At 62.0% G+C, this 17,847-nt stretch carries 16 protein-coding genes; 11 read left to right on the top strand and 5 right to left on the bottom strand.

Translation table 11 applies throughout. From position 1 onward, the window contains the following. Nucleotides 1–64: 64 nt before the first annotated feature. On the bottom strand, nt 65–1,102 hold the full coding sequence (locus P3T24_RS01225) for an L-idonate 5-dehydrogenase (protein WP_429431692.1): 1,038 nt from the start codon (nt 1,100–1,102) through the stop codon (nt 65–67). Nucleotides 1,103–1,204: 102 nt separating this feature from the next. Further along, entirely contained in the window at nt 1,205–2,413 is a 1,209-nt protein-coding gene (gene manD, locus P3T24_RS01220) for a D-mannonate dehydratase ManD (RefSeq protein ID WP_429431689.1), read from the bottom strand. Between the two features lie 163 nt (nt 2,414–2,576). Here manD and P3T24_RS01215 point away from each other — a divergent pair, with 163 nt between their 5' ends. From P3T24_RS01215 to P3T24_RS01175, 9 genes are all read left to right on the top strand, one after another. Continuing rightward, nucleotides 2,577–4,073, top strand: a complete 1,497-nt coding sequence (locus P3T24_RS01215) for a mannitol dehydrogenase family protein (RefSeq protein WP_429431687.1) — start codon at nt 2,577–2,579, stop codon at nt 4,071–4,073. Nucleotides 4,074–4,608: 535 nt separating this feature from the next. Continuing rightward, nucleotides 4,609–5,391 (top strand): ABC transporter substrate-binding protein, encoded by a 783-nt coding sequence (locus P3T24_RS01210; RefSeq protein ID WP_074269082.1) that lies wholly within the window; start codon nt 4,609–4,611, stop codon nt 5,389–5,391. Between the two features lie 270 nt (nt 5,392–5,661). Continuing rightward, entirely contained in the window at nt 5,662–6,777 is a 1,116-nt protein-coding gene (locus P3T24_RS01205) for a succinylglutamate desuccinylase/aspartoacylase family protein (protein ID WP_429431684.1), read from the top strand. 387 nt (nt 6,778–7,164) lie between these two features. Beyond that, nucleotides 7,165–8,316 (top strand): porin, encoded by a 1,152-nt coding sequence (locus tag P3T24_RS01200; protein WP_074269084.1) that lies wholly within the window; start codon nt 7,165–7,167, stop codon nt 8,314–8,316. A gap of 199 nt (nt 8,317–8,515) precedes the next feature. After that, nucleotides 8,516–8,911 (top strand): DUF6232 family protein, encoded by a 396-nt coding sequence (locus tag P3T24_RS01195; RefSeq protein ID WP_074269085.1) that lies wholly within the window; start codon nt 8,516–8,518, stop codon nt 8,909–8,911. 197 nt (nt 8,912–9,108) lie between these two features. After that, nucleotides 9,109–9,465, top strand: coding sequence for a hypothetical protein (locus P3T24_RS01190; RefSeq protein WP_429408193.1), 357 nt, complete (start codon nt 9,109–9,111; stop codon nt 9,463–9,465). 220 nt (nt 9,466–9,685) lie between these two features. After that, the gene (locus tag P3T24_RS01185; protein ID WP_429431681.1) at nt 9,686–10,771 is read left to right on the top strand and encodes a hypothetical protein; all 1,086 of its coding nucleotides are present in this window, start codon (nt 9,686–9,688) and stop codon (nt 10,769–10,771) included. A gap of 115 nt (nt 10,772–10,886) precedes the next feature. Continuing rightward, a complete protein-coding gene (locus P3T24_RS01180) occupies nt 10,887–11,378 on the top strand; it encodes a helix-turn-helix domain-containing protein (protein WP_429408198.1) in 492 nt (163 codons plus the stop codon). Next, the gene (locus P3T24_RS01175; RefSeq protein WP_429285967.1) at nt 11,378–11,821 is read left to right on the top strand and encodes a hypothetical protein; all 444 of its coding nucleotides are present in this window, start codon (nt 11,378–11,380) and stop codon (nt 11,819–11,821) included. The genes P3T24_RS01180 and P3T24_RS01175 overlap by 1 nt, the downstream gene beginning before the upstream one ends. 88 nt (nt 11,822–11,909) lie before the next feature. On the opposite strand, the gene P3T24_RS01170 is transcribed toward P3T24_RS01175, so the two are convergent. Beyond that, nucleotides 11,910–14,363 (bottom strand): glycogen/starch/alpha-glucan phosphorylase, encoded by a 2,454-nt coding sequence (locus P3T24_RS01170; protein ID WP_429285968.1) that lies wholly within the window; start codon nt 14,361–14,363, stop codon nt 11,910–11,912. A gap of 335 nt (nt 14,364–14,698) precedes the next feature. Here P3T24_RS01170 and P3T24_RS01165 point away from each other — a divergent pair, with 335 nt between their 5' ends. Further along, nucleotides 14,699–14,926, top strand: a complete 228-nt coding sequence (locus tag P3T24_RS01165; protein WP_074269091.1) for a hypothetical protein — start codon at nt 14,699–14,701, stop codon at nt 14,924–14,926. A gap of 65 nt (nt 14,927–14,991) precedes the next feature. Here the strand turns inward: P3T24_RS01165 and P3T24_RS01160 are convergent, their stop codons facing one another. Beyond that, nucleotides 14,992–15,168, bottom strand: a complete 177-nt coding sequence (locus tag P3T24_RS01160) for a hypothetical protein (protein WP_429431678.1) — start codon at nt 15,166–15,168, stop codon at nt 14,992–14,994. Between the two features lie 95 nt (nt 15,169–15,263). On the opposite strand from P3T24_RS01160, the gene P3T24_RS01155 reads away from it, so the two are divergent. Beyond that, nucleotides 15,264–16,631 carry an MFS transporter gene (locus tag P3T24_RS01155; protein WP_429431675.1) on the top strand — a complete coding sequence of 456 codons (1,368 nt, stop codon included), beginning with the start codon at nt 15,264–15,266 and terminating at the stop codon, nt 16,629–16,631. A 72-nt stretch (nt 16,632–16,703) separates the two neighbouring features. Here the strand turns inward: P3T24_RS01155 and ltaE are convergent, their stop codons facing one another. Continuing rightward, nucleotides 16,704–17,711, bottom strand: a complete 1,008-nt coding sequence (ltaE, locus tag P3T24_RS01150) for a low-specificity L-threonine aldolase (RefSeq protein WP_429431672.1) — start codon at nt 17,709–17,711, stop codon at nt 16,704–16,706. Nucleotides 17,712–17,847: the final 136 nt, after the last annotated feature.

Genomic DNA, 17,847 nt, shown 5'->3' with positions numbered 1-17,847 from the left:
CGATGAGCGTTCTGGAACGGCATGCCGGAGCGCGACAGATTTCCTGTCGCCTGCGGGGCGAAAATCAGTCGAACTGCAAATGGACTTTCATCGACTGCGAACGGTCTTGCGCAACTTCGAACGCACGATTGGCTTCCTCCAGCGCGAATGCGTGGGTCATCAGCGGACGCAGATCCACCTTGCCCGAAGCGATTTCCGCGGCGGCCACCGCATATTCGTCGGTAAAGCGAAATGATCCCTGGTAGCGGATTTCCTTCGACATCACCAGATTAGCGGCCACCGGCGACTGTCCGGCCGGCAGATTGCCCACCTGGATTACCGTGCCGCCGGCACGTACCGAACGCAGTGCGGTATCGAGACCGGCGGGACTGCCCGAAGCTTCGATCACCACGTCGAAACGGCCGCGCTGTTCGGCCCACTTGTTGATTGTGGCGCCGTCAATCGCATTGACCGTTTCGTCCGCGCCAAGCGAAGCGGCGATCTGCAACGCCTTGTCCGAGAGATCCACGGCCGCGACACGATGCGCGCCGGCGCGCCGTGCCACCGTGAGCAGGATACAGCCGATAGGTCCGCAGCCGATCAGCAGCACCTGCGCGCCAACCAGCGAGCCCGCTTGCCGGACCGCGTGCAATGCGACCGCGAGCGGTTCGGCCATCGAGGCCTGCGCGAAATCGACGCCATCCGGCACCGGCACGCATTGGCGTGTGGCGACGACGATGTACTGGCGGAACATGCCTTGCGTATGCGGAAACGTCGAGGCGCTGCCCATGAAGCGCATGTTGAGACAGTGGTTCGCCATACCCTTCGCGCAGAATCGACAGGTGCCGCACGCCAGGCCCGGATTCACTGCAACGCGCTGACCGGCGGCAAGGCCCGTCACGCCTTCGCCGAGCGCATCCACTTCGCCGGCAACTTCATGCCCCAGCACGAACGGCTCGCGAACTGCGAAATCGCCGCTCTTGCCCTTGAAGTAGTACGACAGGTCTGAGCCGCAGATGCCGCCCGCGCGCACCCGCACGCGAACTTGCCCCGCAGCGGGCTCGGGCGCGTCGAGCTTGTCGATGCGAATCAGTTTCGGTTCGTGGAGGACGGCTGCCAGCATGAGGGACTCCGGTCGGTAAAGCCGCGCGTTCAGTGCTGCGCAGCGGGAAAGCTCGATACTCAGGGTGCAGCAAGACAAGACAAATCGCTGGGCAAACTCAGCTCACCAGTTCCACAACGTCCCGTCTTCAAGACGCGCAACCGGCAGATAGGCCGGATCGTACGGATAGCGCGCAGCAAGCGTCTCGTCGATATCGACGCCGTGCCCCGGCGCTTCTCCCGGATGCATCGTGCCGCGATCGAAACGCCATGCATGCGGGAACACTTCGAGCGCCTGCTCGGGAAAACCCATGTACTCCTGCACGCCGAAATTCGGCACCCACAGGTCGAAATGCAGCGCAGCGCCCATGCAAACCGGCGACAGATCCGATGGACCATGACACCCAGTGCGGACCTGATACAACGAGGCGAAGTCCGCAATGCGCCGCAGGTGCGTGATGCCACCGGCATGCGTGAGGGTGGCGCGGATATAGTCGATCAGTTGCTCTTCGATCAGTTGCTTGCAGTCCCAGATGCTGTTGAATATTTCACCGACGGCAATGGGCGTCACCGTATGTTCGCGGATCACGCGGAAGCCGGCCTGATTCTCAGCCGGCGTCGGATCTTCGAGCCAGAACAGGCGGTACGGTTCGACGGACTTGCCGAGGCGCGCCGCTTCGATCGGCGTGAGGCGGTGGTGCACGTCATGCAGCAGATGCGTATCGAAACCGAATTTCTCGCGCACCGCTTCGAACAGTTTCGGCACGAAGTCGAGATACTTTTCGGACGACCAGCTCTGCTCTTCGACCACGCCTTTGGTGGCCGGCTCATACATGCCGCCGCCTTTGGATACGCCATACACCGAGCGCATATTCGGCACGCCGCATTGAATCCGGATCGCCTGGTAACCGGCTTCGACGTGCTCCGCGTAGCGATCGAGCGCTTCGGGAATGTCGCGGCCCGTTGCGTGCCCATAGACCATCACGCCCTCGCGCGATGCGCCACCGAGCAAGCGGTAAAGCGGCATCCCGGTCACCTTGCCGAGGATGTCCCACAGAGCTACATCCACAGCTGCGATGGCGGTCATCGTTACCGGACCGCGGCGCCAGTACGCGCCTTTGTACAGGTACTGCCAGATGTCTTCGATGCGGCCCGGGTCGCGTCCGATCAGCATTGGACACACGTGGTCTTTCAGATACGACGCGACTGCGAGCTCGCGTCCATTGAGCGTTGCATCGCCGATGCCGTGGACGCCCTCATCCGTGACGATCTTCAGGGTAACGAAATTGCGCCCTGGGCAGGTGACGATGACGTCGGCACGAACGATCTTCATGAAGGCATCCTTGCGAACGAAGAACAGGTTGAAACGATGCTACCATACAAGTATAGCAATGCGCCAAACTGCGGGTTTTCCCTGTGTCTTTGCGTAGCGTGCCCACGGTACCGTTCGCTTTCGCCTGTTTTTGCTCCTTGTTTCGCATCAGGATTTAACGCTTATGAATTCGTCCGCCTTGCTCAATCCTGCCCACCTTAACGTTCTCACTCGGGAAGCGCTGCCTGCGCTCGGCGCACACGTGCTTTCCACGACGTGGTGCGAGCCGCGTGTGGGTATCGTGCATCTCGGGATCGGCAACTTTCATCGCGCGCATCAGGCGCTCTACACAGAAGAAGCGATGCTTGCCGCTGGCGGCGACTGGGGAATTTGCGGCGTGACGCTGCAGGGGGACGTGAGCAAACGCGATGCCCTGATGGCTCAGCAAGGTCTTTATAGCGTCGTCGAACGCGGACCGGATGGCGAAAAAGTGACCGTGGCACGTGCCCTGCTCGAAGTGCTGGCGATGCCGCACGATCATGCCGCGCTGTTCGCCAGATTGGCCGATCCGCTGGTGCGCATTGTGTCGCTAACGGTGACCGAAAAGGGTTACTGCCGCGATCCGAAGAGCGGCGAGGTCGCACTCGACGACCCGCTTGTGGCGCACGACCTTGCGAATCCGTCCACGCCACGCAGCGTGCCCGGCATTCTTGTCGCCGCACTGCGCAAGCGCCGCCACAACCCGTTCACTGTGCTGTCGTGCGACAACCTGGCTCACAACGGCGCGGCATTGCGACAGGTCGTGTGTTCGTTCGCGCGGCAGCTCGATCCGTCACTGGCTGACTGGATCGAGAGCGCGGTAGCGTTTCCGTCGACGATGGTCGACCGCATCGTCCCCGCCACCACGGATAGCGAGCGCGAATCCACGGCACGCGTACTCGCTTATCACGATGCCGCCCCGGTGCCGTGCGAGCCGTTCCGGCAGTGGGTGATCGAAGATCGCTTTCCCGCCGGACGTCCTGCGTGGGAAGCCGTGGGTGCGCAACTGGTGGACGATGTCACGCCGTTCGAACTCGCGAAACTGCGCATGCTGAACGGTACCCATTCGACGCTCGCATACCTCTCGATGCTGGCCGGGTTCGAGACCATCGATGCTGCCGTCGGCCAACCCGAGTTGCGCCATCTGATCCACGCGATGATGACCGATGAAATCGCGCCTACGTTGAGCGTGCCCGCGTCGTTCGATCTGCGGGCCTATCGCGACGCGCTGCTCGCACGATATGCAAACCCCGCGCTCAAACACCGCTGCGCGCAGATCGCGATGGATGGCAGCCAGAAAATTCCGCCGCGTCTGCTCGGCACGATCGCGGCGCGCATCGACGCTGGAGAACCGTTTGCCCGGCTCGCGCTGGCCGTTGCCGCATGGATGACATTCCTGCGCGGCCACGCGGACAGCGGCACGCACTTTGAAATCAAGGATCCGCTCGCAGCAAGACTGCAGGAGTTGGCGGCGTCCGCCCGCGGCAATCCCGAGGCCCTGCTCGATGCGCTGCTGCCGGTAAGGGAGATATTTCCCGCTAGCCTCGCCGACCCGCCGCTATTTCGAAGCGCTCTGCGCGAAGCCTTGCAGGCGCTGGGCAACGGCGCGCGCAGCGCGATCGTCGCGTACGCGGCCTGCTGAGTGCGCGCATGCAAACTTGCTCATTTGCGTCATGTATTTGCGTCTTTCCGCTGCACAGGTCAGACGCGCACATCCGGTCCACTCGCAGTAGTGCTGCCAGGCAGGCCGCGGCGGGGAAGCCTGCATGAGCGATATCGTCGCGTGCCAGACACCCGCTCAAGCAACCTGCTCTCAGCCCGAAGGTCCTTGATTTAATTGCAAAATTACTGGAATTCGGCATCTGCAAGCCGCATGCCCCATGCACCGCGCATGAGGCACGCTTCATTCGGGTATGTCTGGCGGCCAGTTGACGGCACCGCCATTGGACCGCTTGATTTAACCGCACACCACACGCAAACTCTTCTCGCTCTGTCAAGACGCCATCCGGTGTTTTACTGAGTACGTAAACTTTTTGACCTGATAAGCTTTGCCCGCGCTGCTGGCCGCCTGGGCCGCAGCCGGTCAACCTGCCCGGTCGTGAGTCGCGCCGGGCACTATCTCGCGGCGGCACAACCGTCCGCGGGAGTAACACGAACTACCACCGAGGAGTAAAACAGTGAAAAAACTGCTAGCGGCTTTGACGGTTGCTCTGCTTGCCACCGTCTCGATTGGCGCACATGCGAAAGACTGGACCACCATCCGTTTCGGTGTCGACGCCAGCTATCCCCCGTTTGAATCGAAGGGTTCGGACGGCAAGCTCGTCGGTTTCGACATCGACCTCGGCAATGAAATCTGCAAGCGTCTGAATGCAAAATGCGTATGGGTTGAAAACGACTTCGACGGCATGATCCCGGCACTGAAGGCGAAGAAGTTCGACGGCGTGCTGTCGTCCATGTCGATGACGCCGCAACGTGCGGAACAGATCGCCTTCTCGTCGAAGCTGTTCAACACGCCGACGCGCCTCGTGACCAAGAAGGGTTCGGGTCTGCAGCCGACGCCGGCATCGCTGGCGGGCAAGTCGGTTGGCGTCGAACAAGGCACGATCCAGGAAACGTACGCGAAGACCTACTGGGAGCCGAAGGGCGCCAAGGTGATCTCGTACCAGAACCAGGATCAGGTCTACACCGACCTGCTGTCGGGCCGTCTGGACGCATCGCTGCAAGACGCGGTTGAAGCGGACATCGGCTTCCTGAAGACCCCGCGTGGCGCAGGCTATGAGTTTGCCGGTAAAGACATCATCGACGAGAAGGTCCTCGGCAATGGTGCAGGCATCGGCATGCGCAAGGAAGACACCGACCTGAAGGCCAAGGTCGACAAGGCGATTGCCGACATCATCAAGGACGGCACGTACAAGAAGCTCGAGAACAAGTACTTCACGTTCGACGTGTACGGCAGCTGATCGCAGCTGGCGCGGCTTGCCGCGCCACCGCGAAGTGGCTCAACGGGCTCCGCTCCAGGCGGGGCCCGTTTCGTTTGGGGCAGCGTGCAATCACCGCTCGCGCTGGCGGGCTACTCCACATTGCGTTCGCTTATCGGCTAAGATCGAGCGATTACGCTTCGCGGCGCCGGCCATTCCCGACGCACTGCAAGCCGCTGCAAAATTCGATTTTCCAAACTGAAATCAACGACATAGCGCGACTCCCCGCGAGGTCGCCGCGCTTCAGAGACCATGCAAACGCTAACCCATCCGCTGATTTCCCCGACACTCGGCACCGCACGCAACCTGACGAGTTTTCACTACGGTCCCGGCGGCGGGCAAAAAATCTATATCCAGTCTTCGCTGCACGCCGACGAACTGCCCGGCATGCTAGTGTCCTGGGCCCTGCGCCGCAAGCTCGAAGCGCTCGAGGCCGCCGGCAAGATCAAAGGCGAGGTGGTTATCGTGCCGGTGGCAAACCCGATCGGCCTGAACCAGCACTTTCTCGGCCATCACATGGGCCGCTTCGAAGCCACCACCGCGCAGAACTTCAACCGCAACTTCCATGATCTGGCGGCCCTCGTCCTGCCGGTGATCGAAGCGCGCCTGACCGACGACGTCGAGCACAACCGCCAGGCGATCCGCACCGCGACGGGCGAGGCGCTCGACGCAATCAAGCCGGAAACAGAACTGCAATCGCATCGCCTCGCGCTGCAGAAGCTGTCGTACGACGCCGACGTCGTGCTCGACCTGCACTGCGACTGGGAAGCGGCCATGCACATCTACACCAATCCGGACCTATGGACGGAGGTCGAGCCGCTCGCGCGCTATCTGGAAGCCAAGGCGTCGTTGCTGGCGCTGAATTCCGTCGGCAATCCGTTCGACGAAATCCACAGCTTCTGCTGGTCCGATCTGCGCGGCCGTTACGGCGACCGTTTCCCGATTCCAAACGGCTCGGTATCGGTGACGATCGAACTGCGCGGCCAGCGCAACGTTTCGTATGAGTTCGCCGAGCACGACGCGCAGGCGATCATCGAGTATCTGACGCACCGCGGTGTGATCGACGGTACGGCGGCGCCGATGCCGGCGCTCGAGTTCGCGGCCACGCCGCTCGCCGGCGCTGAACCGATCGTCGCGCCGATCAGCGGCGTACTGGTGTACCGCACTGAAGTCGGCACCTGGGTCGACGCCGGCCATGAGATCGCCGATATTGTCGACCCGCTGACCGATCGCGTCGTGACGCTCAGGAGCAGCGTGGCCGGTGTGATGTACGCGCGGCACCTGTCGCGCTTTGCGACCGCCGGGCTGGAATTCGCCCGTATTGCAGGGGCCAAGGCGTTTCGTTCGGGATCGTTGTTGTCAAACTGACCGTGTCGAACTGGCCGGCGAGAGAGCGGTGGCGTTACCGATGCCACCGCTGCTTCATTGGCTAACTCAGCCGCCCTGCATAACTTAGTCACCCTAACTATTACTAATCGCGCAGACCGATAATAGAAGAGTCGCGCGGCTCTCAAGCCCTCCTCGCCGCCCTCCGCGAAGGCACTCAGGGTATACGCACAAACGACGCCCAAGCGCCGGACTATTTCAAGTTTTGAAATTGAATTGTTGCATTTGTACGACGATTTCAATTATTACATGTCTGTCACAGAGCCTTCACCCCCTTCCCTTACATTTCACGCCATCGCGTGACCGGCCAAAAGAGTCAGGCGCGCGTTCGCTTCTCGCGCGATTGCATCATTTAAACCGGAGAATCTCTTGAACAAGAAAGTCTTAGCCACCGCGATCCTCGCAGCGTTCGCTGGCGCCGCTCACGCACAAAGCAGCGTGACCCTGTACGGCTTGATCGACGCAGGTGTCACCTACGTGAACCATGCAGGCACTGGCGGCAAAAGTCTGTATCAATATGGTGACGGCGTCTCGCAAGGCAGCCGTTGGGGCCTGCGCGGCTCCGAAGATCTGGGCGGTGGTCTGAAGGCCATCTTCCTGTTGGAAAACGGCTTTAATTCGGGCACGGGCGCGCTGGGTCAAGGCGGCGCACTGTTCGGCCGCCAGGCCTACGTCGGCCTGACGAAGGACACCATCGGCTCGCTCACGTTCGGCCGTCAGTACTCGTTCTCCACCGACTATCTGGGCGGCGCGTATGCCAACGGCGGCGAGACCGTCGCAGGCAACTACGGCTACCACATCAACGATATCGATCAGCTCACGTCGAGCCGTATCAACAACTCGGTCAAGTTCACCAGCGCGAACTTCTACGGCCTGACGTTCGGTGCGATGTACGGCTTCTCGAACCAGGCTGGCGCGTTTGAAGGCTCGCCGGGTTCGAGCGGTTCGTCGTCGGCCTACAGCTTCGGCCTGAACTACAACAACGGCCCGTTCGGTATCGGCGCCGCGTACACCGATATCCGCTTCCCGGGTTCGGCAGCACCGTCGTTCTCGACGACGCTCGCCAATGCATCGTCGGTTACGGGTGCGGCAGGCGTTGCGAAGGACCTGGCTACGGCTGGCGTCGGCGCCAAGTACTCGATCGGACCGGCTACGCTGTGGGCATTGTGGACGCACACGAACATCGAGCAGATCGTCGGCCACATGACGACGTTCAATGCGTATGAAGCGGGCGCCAAGTACGCTATCACGCCGGCACTGACGGGCGCGTTGGGCTACACGTACATGCAGGCGAAAGATCTGACCAACGGTCACTGGAACCAGGTCGACGCCAGCGTCGACTATGCACTGAGCAAGCGCACCGACGTGTACCTGCTCGGCGTGTATCAGGACGCCAAGGGCAAGGCCGCAAACGGCGCCGCCCTGCAATCGCAGATCGGCGTGAGCACGAGCAGCTACCTGCCGGTTTCCGGTACGGACTCGCAGCTGGCAGTTCGCGCGGGCATCCGCGTCAAGTTCTAAGCGGAATCTGCGTCCCGGGCGGCAGCACGCCCCCGGGACGTGCCGTGAGAACAGCAAACGCCTGAACGAAGGCGCCTGTCATGGGCACTTCGTTCGGGCGTTTGTACGTTTAAGTAACCGTCTGCGTCACCCCGCCCCTTCCTGCTCGCGCCCCGCTTCTGGTACCCTGCGCCCTTTGCTACCGCTTGCATTCAACCTGATGGAAATCCCCTTCAACGACCGTGGCGTCTCGGTCACGCGCAATGCACTCTCCTCCGCCGGGCAGGTTTTCCCGCTGCGCGAGATCCAGAGCGTGCGCGTCGTTACCGTGCAAAAGAACAAGATCCTGCCCGTGGCGATCTCGGTGATCGGCCTGATCGGCGCGATTGCCGGCGGCGTGTTCCGCTCATCTGTCGGCATTGTCTGCGGGATCATGCTGGTGGTGGTGGGCTGGCTCACGTGGATCACCCAGGACGTCACGCATCGTCTGATGGTCCAGACCAGCAGCGGTGAGCGCGAGGCGCTTTCGAGCGTCGATCTCGAGTTTGTCGAACGGGTGGCGCAGACCGTTCGGGAAACGATGGCGGCAGCGCCGGCTCAGGCTCCGAAAGATTGACCTGGCGGCATCAGGTGATAAACGCGGCGGTAGAAGCAGCGGCAAAAAGCGCCGACACTCGCCGTTTGCACCGCCCCTCCCCCGTTAACACAAAATTAACCTGAACACGGCGAGCTTTTGCACTCGCTTGAGACTCGCGCGGCTAAAGTGGACTCGTCTCCACAACACGCCGCCGACCTCCGTGGCGGCGCCCTACGATGTTACAGTCCACCGCCACGCCTGCTACGGTCGTCCCGCGAGGTTTGCGCTCACCTGCTTCTTCCGCACCCTCCGCACCAGTCCGTGTACCTCTCGTCACCCTCGATGTGACGGTACCCGGCACCTCTTCGACAACCGGCAGGCGGGCGTTGCAAGCCGCGCTCGGCAAGAATCTGCGGCTCTATGTCGTGACCATCGACAAGCGCAACGAGCGCATCACCTTTCGCGTAGAAGTCATCTCACGCACCCTCGATGAAGTGATCGGCGCATTAGCCCGCGCGCTGGACCGGGCCATCCTCGGCCGCGCGGTGGAGAGCGTGATCCGCCAACCACGTGATTTTTCGCTGGGTCGTTGATCCCGATCAAGCTGTTACATTTTTCTTCATTTCGGTATAGGGAGGCGGGTAGAGTCTGCGGTTCTGTTGATCCCGCGTTCCCTCCCGCAGGCTCCGCAAGCGCCCCATTCCACCGCCCACAAGGCGACGGGCCTTCGCGACAGTTCGTCACTGCGGCTCGCCTCACCGTTTACGATGCACCGCCTCCGTCTGGGACACGCTCTTTTGCAAAGTGTGCCCCATGTCCCTGCTGTCCCGAAATTCCCTGAGCTTCATTCGCAGCCGTCTCCTGAGTGCTTTCACAGTCGCGGCGCTTGCTGGCGGCGTCGTTTCGCTGAGTAGTTGCAGCGTCACCTTTCCGGTTCCGACGCCTCCCGCCCCCGCAGCCACGCTGATTAACGGCGGCAATGACGGCGTGCTGATCCCGCTGCATGTGGAACGGGCCGATGAAGGTCACGCGCGGCTCGGCATGCCGGTTCAGCTCGACGGCAAAGCCGTCTACATGGCCTTCGACAGCGGCACCGAGGGCGTGCGCGTGCTCTCCAAGGTGTTGCCGGGAACGAACTATCCGGTCACGGGCGCCACGACGTCCATGACGTTCGCGAATGGCGCCCAGGTCTCCGGACCGTCTGTCAGGCTGCCTGTTAGCGTGATTGGCACCAAACCGGTTGAAGTGAGCGCACAAACTGTCAACGACGTGCGCTGTCAGCGCAACAACAAACACTGCCTCGCCATGGATGGCTACACGGGCGAGTTCGGCTTTGCGTTCTCAGGTGTCTTCGGCGCCGGCGCCGCACAACCGTTCGACGGTTGCTGCACGAATCCGCTGCGGGCATTGCCGGGCAATCTCGGTCAGCGCTATCTGGTGCATGCGAATTTCGACAAACCTTTTGTGATCCTGAGCCCGTCGCCGGGCCTCACGCACAATTTCACGATGGTTCCGATGACGGTGTCGCAAGCCGGTGCGCTGCAGTGGCCGGTCGGTTGCGTGCAGATTGCCGACAAGATGCGCTTCTGCGCGCCGGTGGTGTTCTCGACCGGCAGTACCGAGATGATTCGCGTAGAGACCGACAAGGCGCCCAACTGGACCGGCGACGGCGAGGAGAATGACGTGCTCGCGCAAGGTAACTACGACGTGGGGCTTGGCGTCGGTTCGTGGGGACATCGCTATGAGAGCGCGCAGATCACGATCGCCAAGACGAAGCCGGGTGCGAACCGGATCGTGGTGGGGCTGACGGCAATGCAGAACATTGACGTGCTGCTTGATTTCCAGCACGGGCAGTTGGGGTTGCATGCGGTGAAGACTTCGGAGACGTTGGCGCCGTGAGGGAACGTGAATCGCCAGTGTCGCAAGCGTTTTCTGTCTAGATTCTGTAGCGAATGAGTCGGCGACGACCAATTCCACAAATCTCACGAAGAGTTGCGCAGAAGCGCCTACAACTATGAGCCAGATCACCACATCACCCGCCGAATTTGCGACGAGTACGAGTTCATGGGACTCGTTATTCGTCACTAGCGATGCTCAAACGTGTCAGTCGTCCGCCTCGGCATTGGCACTTTGGATCGACGCCCGTGAGGCAGCAGCACGTCCGCGGCGACCCGGCGCAGTCTCTGCCGCGAACATCCTGTCAGCCCGCGAAAAAGCCAATCCCGAGTACGCCTCTCGCTTGTCTGCGGCACGAAAGCGACTGGCCAACGAGTTTTATGGAACACCAACATCGCTTTCGCAGATGCGCCTCAGCAAGGGACTTTCTCAGGTGGCACTCGCCGAGAAACTCGGCACGAGCCAACCCCACATCGCAAAAATTGAAGCAGGCAAGGTAAAAATACAGTTCGCCACCGCCGTGCAGTTGGCCGACGCGTTGGGCATCACACTGGATGAGCTTCGGCCTTTGATCGAGCAGGCAGTCGATGAATCACTCGCGGAGAAGTAATGACCCGCTATGCCTTTTGTCATTTCTGCGACGACGTACGAGTTGAAATAGGCTTCAAGACTTCAATCATGGGGCTCTACGGTGGGGATCTTTTAGTGCCCGCCAATCCGACGGTCCTACCCAAGCTTTGCATCGTAGCCTTTGCGATCACGGATACCGATCATCCCTTCCACTCTCTGACCGTCCAGATCAGCGAGGGCGACCGTGTCTTGATCGACAACCCGATTCCGTCCGAAACGCTTGCAGGAATTCAGCGCGACATCCAGGCACGAACTGACGCGGAAGACACGACGTCGCGAATTTCGATCGGGACGAATTTGTTCATCAGCCCGTTTGTGGTCGACAGAAACATGACCATCAAAACGATGGTCATCGCGGACGGCGAAGAGATGGTTGCTGGACGTTTGCACGTTAAGTTCGCATCAGCTACGCGCACACGTTGATCTGCCCTTAGAGACGCGCGGCGCGTCTTTTAACAACAGTTCAGTTCACGCTGTGCCGCACACATCCTCGCGGCACAGCGCTGACTCCTTACGACATATCCAGCGGCTTCACATGCCAGATCTCCCGTGCATACTCGCCGATCGTACGGTCAGACGAGAACTGCCCCATGCCGGCCACGTTCTCGATCGCGCTTTCGGTCCATGCGCGCGGGTTGCGGAAGCGTTCATCCACTTCCTTCTGGGCCTCGGCAAACGCCGCGAAGTCCGCCAGGACCATGTAGTGATCGCCCCAATCCACTAGCGTATGGAAGATGTCCGAGAAGCGCAGCGGATCGTCGGGCGAGAAAAAGCCCGTGCGAATCTGGTCGAGCGCCATGCGCAGCTCGGGGTTTTCCTCATATAGCTGACGCGGTCTGTAACCCGCTGCGCGCAGGTTGTCCACCTCGTCGGCCGTATGACCGAAGATGAAGATATTCTCCCGCCCAACCGCATCGCAAATCTCGATGTTGGCGCCATCCATCGTGCCGATCGTCAGCGCGCCGTTGAGCGCCAGCTTCATGTTGCCGGTGCCCGATGCCTCGGTACCCGCCATCGAAATCTGCTCAGAAAGATCCGCAGCCGGAATGATCAGTTCCGCGACACTCACGCCATAGTTCGGCACGAACACCACCTTCAGGCGATCGCCGATCAAAGGATCATGGTTGACCTTCTCGCTGACATCGCCGATCAGCTTGATGATGGTCTTCGCCATCCGGTAGGCCGAAGCCGCCTTGCCCGCAAACATCACCACGCGCGGCACCCAGTCAAGCTCAGGATTCGCGCGAATCTGGTTGTAACGCACGATCACATGCAGCACGTTCAGAAGCTGCCGCTTGTATTCATGGATACGCTTCACCTGCAAATCGAACAACGCATTCGGATCGAACGAGATTTTCGTATGGTGGGCCAGGTGATGCGCAAGGCGCAGCTTGTTCTGCCGCTTCGCTTCGCGAAACGCGTCGACAAACGCGCTGTCGTTGCGCAAATCGCGCAGCCTCTCGAGCTCGAACAGATCACGGCGCCAGTGGGTACCAATCTGCTCGTCGATCAGCGACGACAACGACGGGCTCGCCTGCGCCAGCCAGCGCCGCGGCGTGATGCCGTTGGTCACGTTGGTAAAGCGTTCCGGGTAGATGCGCGCGAAGTCGGCGAAGATATCGCGCGTCATCAGTTGCGAGTGCAGCTTCGAGACGCCGTTGACCTTCTGGCTCGCCACAATTGCGAGATAAGCCATCCGCACGCGCCGCTGGCCGTATTCGTCCACCAGTGAAATGCGCCGGATCATTTCGGCATCGTGGCCGGACTGTTCGCTCACATGCTTGAGGAACTGCGCATTGATCTCGAAGATAATTTCGAGATGGCGCGGCAACAGACGCGCCAGCGTCTCGACATCCCACGTCTCCAATGCTTCGGGCATCAGCGTGTGGTTGGTGTACGAGAACATCTGCTGGATCTGCCCCCACGCCTTGTCCCACGGCACGTGATGCACGTCGATCAGCAGGCGCATCAGCTCGGGAATCGCCAGCACCGGGTGGGTGTCGTTCAGATGCACCGCGACCTTTTCGGCGAAACGTCCGAAGGTGCTGTGCGTGCGCTGATAGCGGCGAATCAGATCCTGCATCGTCGCCGAGACGAAGAAATACTCCTGCCGCAAGCGCAGTTCGCGTCCCGCCGGTGTGGAGTCGTCCGGGTACAGCAGGCGCGAAACGTTCTCCGACATCGTCTTCGCGTCGACGGCGCTGCGGTAATCGCCACGGTTGAACGCTGACAGATCGAGCTCTTCCGACGCACGCGCGGACCACAAGCGTAGCGTGTTCGTCGCACTCGTTGCGTAGCCAGGGATGACCGTGTCATACGCCATCGCGTTGACATGCTGGGTATCGATCCATTCAACGTAGTCGCCGCGCTGCACCGTGCGGCCGCCGAAGTGAACCAGATACTGGATCTCGGAGCGCGGAAATTCCCACGGGTTACCCGCGCGCAGCCAGTAGTCCGGCGCTTCCACCTGCTCGCCGTTGACGATCTGCTGACGGAACATGCCGTACTCGTAGCGAATGCCGTAGCCGAAGCCGGGGATGCCGAGCGTCGCCATCGAATCAAGGAAACAGGCCGCCAGACGGCCAAGGCCGCCGTTGCCGAGCGCCGCGTCCGGCTCCATCTCGATAAGCGCTTCCATGTCGACGCCGAGGCCCGCGAGCGCTTCGCGCATCGGCTCGTAGATGCCGAGCGCAAGCAGCGCATTGGTGAACGTGCGGCCGATCAGGAATTCCATCGACAGGTAATACACGCGCTTCACATCCTGCTCGTACTGCAGGCGCGTGGTCTTCATCCAGCGGGCGACCAGCCGGTCGCGCACCGCAAGCGCAGCGGCGTGCAGCCAGTCGTGAGGACGCGCAGTGACGGCGTCCTTACCGACGCCGTACATCATGCGGTTTGAAATTGAGCGCCGTAGCGCATCGACAGTGCTGTTGAGCTGGTCGAACTCCAGATCCACGGCTGTCATTGAGGCCTCCGGTAAGTGCTGCGACACAGCACACGCAAACCGCACAGATGACGGACGGGAGGCGCGTGCCGGTCAGGCGGGTAAATATGCAGAGTAGGACATTTCCGTCATCCCGTCACCGGGACACCGGGCCACCGGTGCTGCACGCAACATGCCTGCTGCGACTGCTGAAGCCGCGCAAGAGCAAGTTAAGCACACATACGGTGCAAGCGCGCCTCAATCGACTGGCCTGCCTGCACTAGTATGGAGGAAGAAGAAGGCAGGCCCACGACGGCATGGCCAGCGCAGGCATGCACCGCGCCCGCTCTCTTCATCCTGCTACAACGGAGGTCGAGATGAACGCACAATCCATGCTCGGAATGTTCCACGCCCAGGAACTGCTGCTGGTCTCGCTGATTCGGGCACTTCCTCCGGAGACGCGGCGCCAGATCGCCGACGAATTCCAGCAGCAGGTTGAACTGGCCGAAGCGCCGCATTTGAGCTCGGGGCATGAGCGAGATACGACTGAGGCATTCAAGGCGCATATTCGCAAGCTGTCGATTTTGCTGGCTTCTTTCGCTTAAGGCTTACGGAAGTCATAAGCGCCAGTGCTTGTAGTCGCTGTGCCGGCTTGACCGTTAGTTGCGTTTCACTGCCAGGTTTGCCATTCCGTAAAGAGCGCCACCCTGCGTATCTGCCAGCAGGATTTTGCCGGCTCTGTAACAATCTGCTCATCCGCAGCGTGTCGGCGCATCGCATCAGTCAAGCGCCCGCGCGCCCCTTTGATCTGCGCGGTTGCATCGGTCCCGGAAGGCGAGCGCTTCATCGCCTCGCGCCTGCCCGCTCGCCACCCGAACAGCCTGTCCCTCGTCCGTGAACACACCGCTTTCCCCCGACTACGCCCCGCCCGGCGACGCGCCGATGTCCGCCAGCAACCGCCGCGCGATGGCGGCGCTCATGTTGGCCGTCGCGCTCGCCACGCTCGATACGGCGATCGCCAATACCGCGCTGCCGGCTATCGCCGCCGACCTGCACGCGGCGCCCGCGGCATCGGTCTGGATCATCAATGCCTATCAGCTCGCGGTAGTCGCGACCCTGCTGCCACTTGCGGCGCTCGGCGACATCATTGGCCATCGGCGGATCTATCTCAGTGGGATCGCCGTGTTCACCGTTGCGTCGCTCGCCTGCTCGCTGTCGGGCACGCTGCCGCTGCTCGCTGCGGCGCGGGTGCTGCAGGGCCTGGGCGCCAGCGCGATCATGAGCGTCAACGCCGCGCTGATTCGCGATCTATACCCGCCCCACCGGCTCGGGCGCGGGCTCGGATTGAACGCGCTAGTGGTCGGCGTGTCGTTCGCGGTGGGGCCGACGGTGGCCTCGCTGATCCTCTCGCTCGGCACGTGGCCGTGGCTGTTCGCCGTCAACATTCCGCTTGGGATCGGCGCGCTGGTGTTCGCGATGCCGGCCCTCCCCCATACCACGCGCGGCACTCACAATTTCGACCGGGTCGCCGCCGTCCTGAACGTGATCACGTTTGCCGCGTTGATCTTCGCTCTTGGCGAAGCCGCGCAGCGTGAGCCGCTGCAATATGTGCTGATTGCTGCGGCGGTTGCCGTCGTGTTCGGTTTGCTGTTGATGAAGCGTGAAGCCGGCCACCCGGCGCCGATGCTGCCCGTCGATCTGTTCAAGCTGCCGGTGTTCGCGCTATCGGCGGTGACCGCGATCTGTTCATTCGCCGCTCAAGGGCTGGCGTTCGTCTCTCTACCGTTCTATTTCGAAGACGTGCTGCATCGCACCCAGGTCGAGACCGGCTTCCTGATGACGCCCTGGCCTGTGGTCGTTGCGCTGGCTGCGCCGTTCGCCGGACGCCTGTCGGATCGTTATCCCCCCGGTCTGCTGGGCGCGATCGGGCTGGCGGTGCTGTCTGCGGGCATGGTCTCGCTTGCGCTTTTGCCGGCGCATCCGCAGGTGCTCGATATCGGCATCCGGATGGCGGTGTGCGGAGCGGGCTTCGGCTTTTTCCAGTCGCCGAACCTGAAGGCATTGATGGCGAGCGCCCCGCCCGAGCGCAGCGGCGGCGCGAGCGGCATCATCGCCACCGCGCGCCTGCTGGGTCAGACGACGGGTGCCGCGCTGGTGGCGCTGAGCTTTGGGATCGCCGGGCGCCATGGGCCGACGCTGGCATTGTCGGCGGGTGCGGTGTTTGCCGGCGCGGCGAGTATCGCCAGTGGCTTGCGGCTGTTCGCCCCGTCGCATCGTGCGTCGGGGCGTGCGCAGACGTCGGCGAAGTAACGGTGGCGATAGCCGTGCGGAGTATTGGATAAGCGGTCGCCGTGGAACGAGCGGCGGCCGCCGTTCGGCCTTTCAATGCGCCGCGAAATATCCCTTCACCGCGGCCAGGAAAGTATCGATATCCGCACGCGACACGTCCATATGCGTGACGAAACGCGACGCGTACAGCATCTGGGTCAGGATGCCGCGCTCCTTCAGCCACGCTTCGAGCGGCGCGCAATGCTGCTTTGGAAACTGCACGAACACCATGTTGGTGGCCTGCGACTGCACTTTGACCTGATCGATCTGCGCGAGACCCGCGGCCAGATGCGCGGCGTTCGCGTGATCCTCGGCGAGGCGCTCGACGTTGTGATCGAGCGCGTACAGGCAGGCCGCCGCCAGAATGCCCGCCTGGCGCATGCCGCCACCGAGCACCTTGCGCCAACGGTGAGCGCTCTCCAGCAGCGCCTTGCTGCCGACCAGCACCGACCCCAGCGGCGTCCCCAGTCCTTTTGAGAAGCAGATCGAAACCGAATCGAACGGCGCGCACAGCGCTGTCAGCGGCTTGCCCGACGCAACCGCCGCGTTGAAGACACGCGCGCCGTCGAGATGGGTCGCGAGCTTGTGCTCACGCGCGAGTTGCACCGCTTCGGCCACATAACCCGCCAGCAGCACCTTGCCGCCGATCGTGTTCTCCAGCGCCAGCAACCGCGTGCGCGCAAAGTGATCGTCGATGGGTTTGATGGCGGCCACGATCTTGTCGAGCGGCAGCGAGCCGTCCGCGGCATTTTCGATCGGCTGCGGCTGGATGCTGCCGAGCACCGCTGCGCCGCCGCCTTCGTATTTGTAGGTGTGGGCCGCCTGACCGACGATGTATTCATCGCCACGTCCGCAATGCGCCATCAACGCGGCCAGGTTGCTCTGTGTGCCGCTCGGAAAGAACAGGCCCGCTTCCTTGCCGGCGCGCTCGGCCACAGCGGCTTGCAGACGCAACACGGTCGGGTCGTCGCCCCATACGTCGTCTCCAACTTCGGCGGACATCATGGCCGCCAGCATCGCCTGACTCGGACGGGTGACGGTATCGCTGCGCAAATCGATCATGTGGAATTCCTGTGTGAGGGCGCCATGGCCCGCGCCAATTTCGGCTCGCGCCCGGCCTGGGCGACGACGTGATAATCGACCAGTGTATTCAATTATGGAGGCGCTGAAAACCGGTCGAAAACAGCGCATGGCTCAC

The organism is Paraburkholderia sp. GAS33 (assembly GCF_050436645.1).
GTDB classification, from domain to species: Bacteria; Pseudomonadota; Gammaproteobacteria; order Burkholderiales; family Burkholderiaceae; genus Paraburkholderia; species Paraburkholderia phenazinium_B.
The sequence above is the reverse complement of the archived record's forward strand: the minus strand, read 5'-3'. Positions and strand labels throughout refer to the sequence as shown.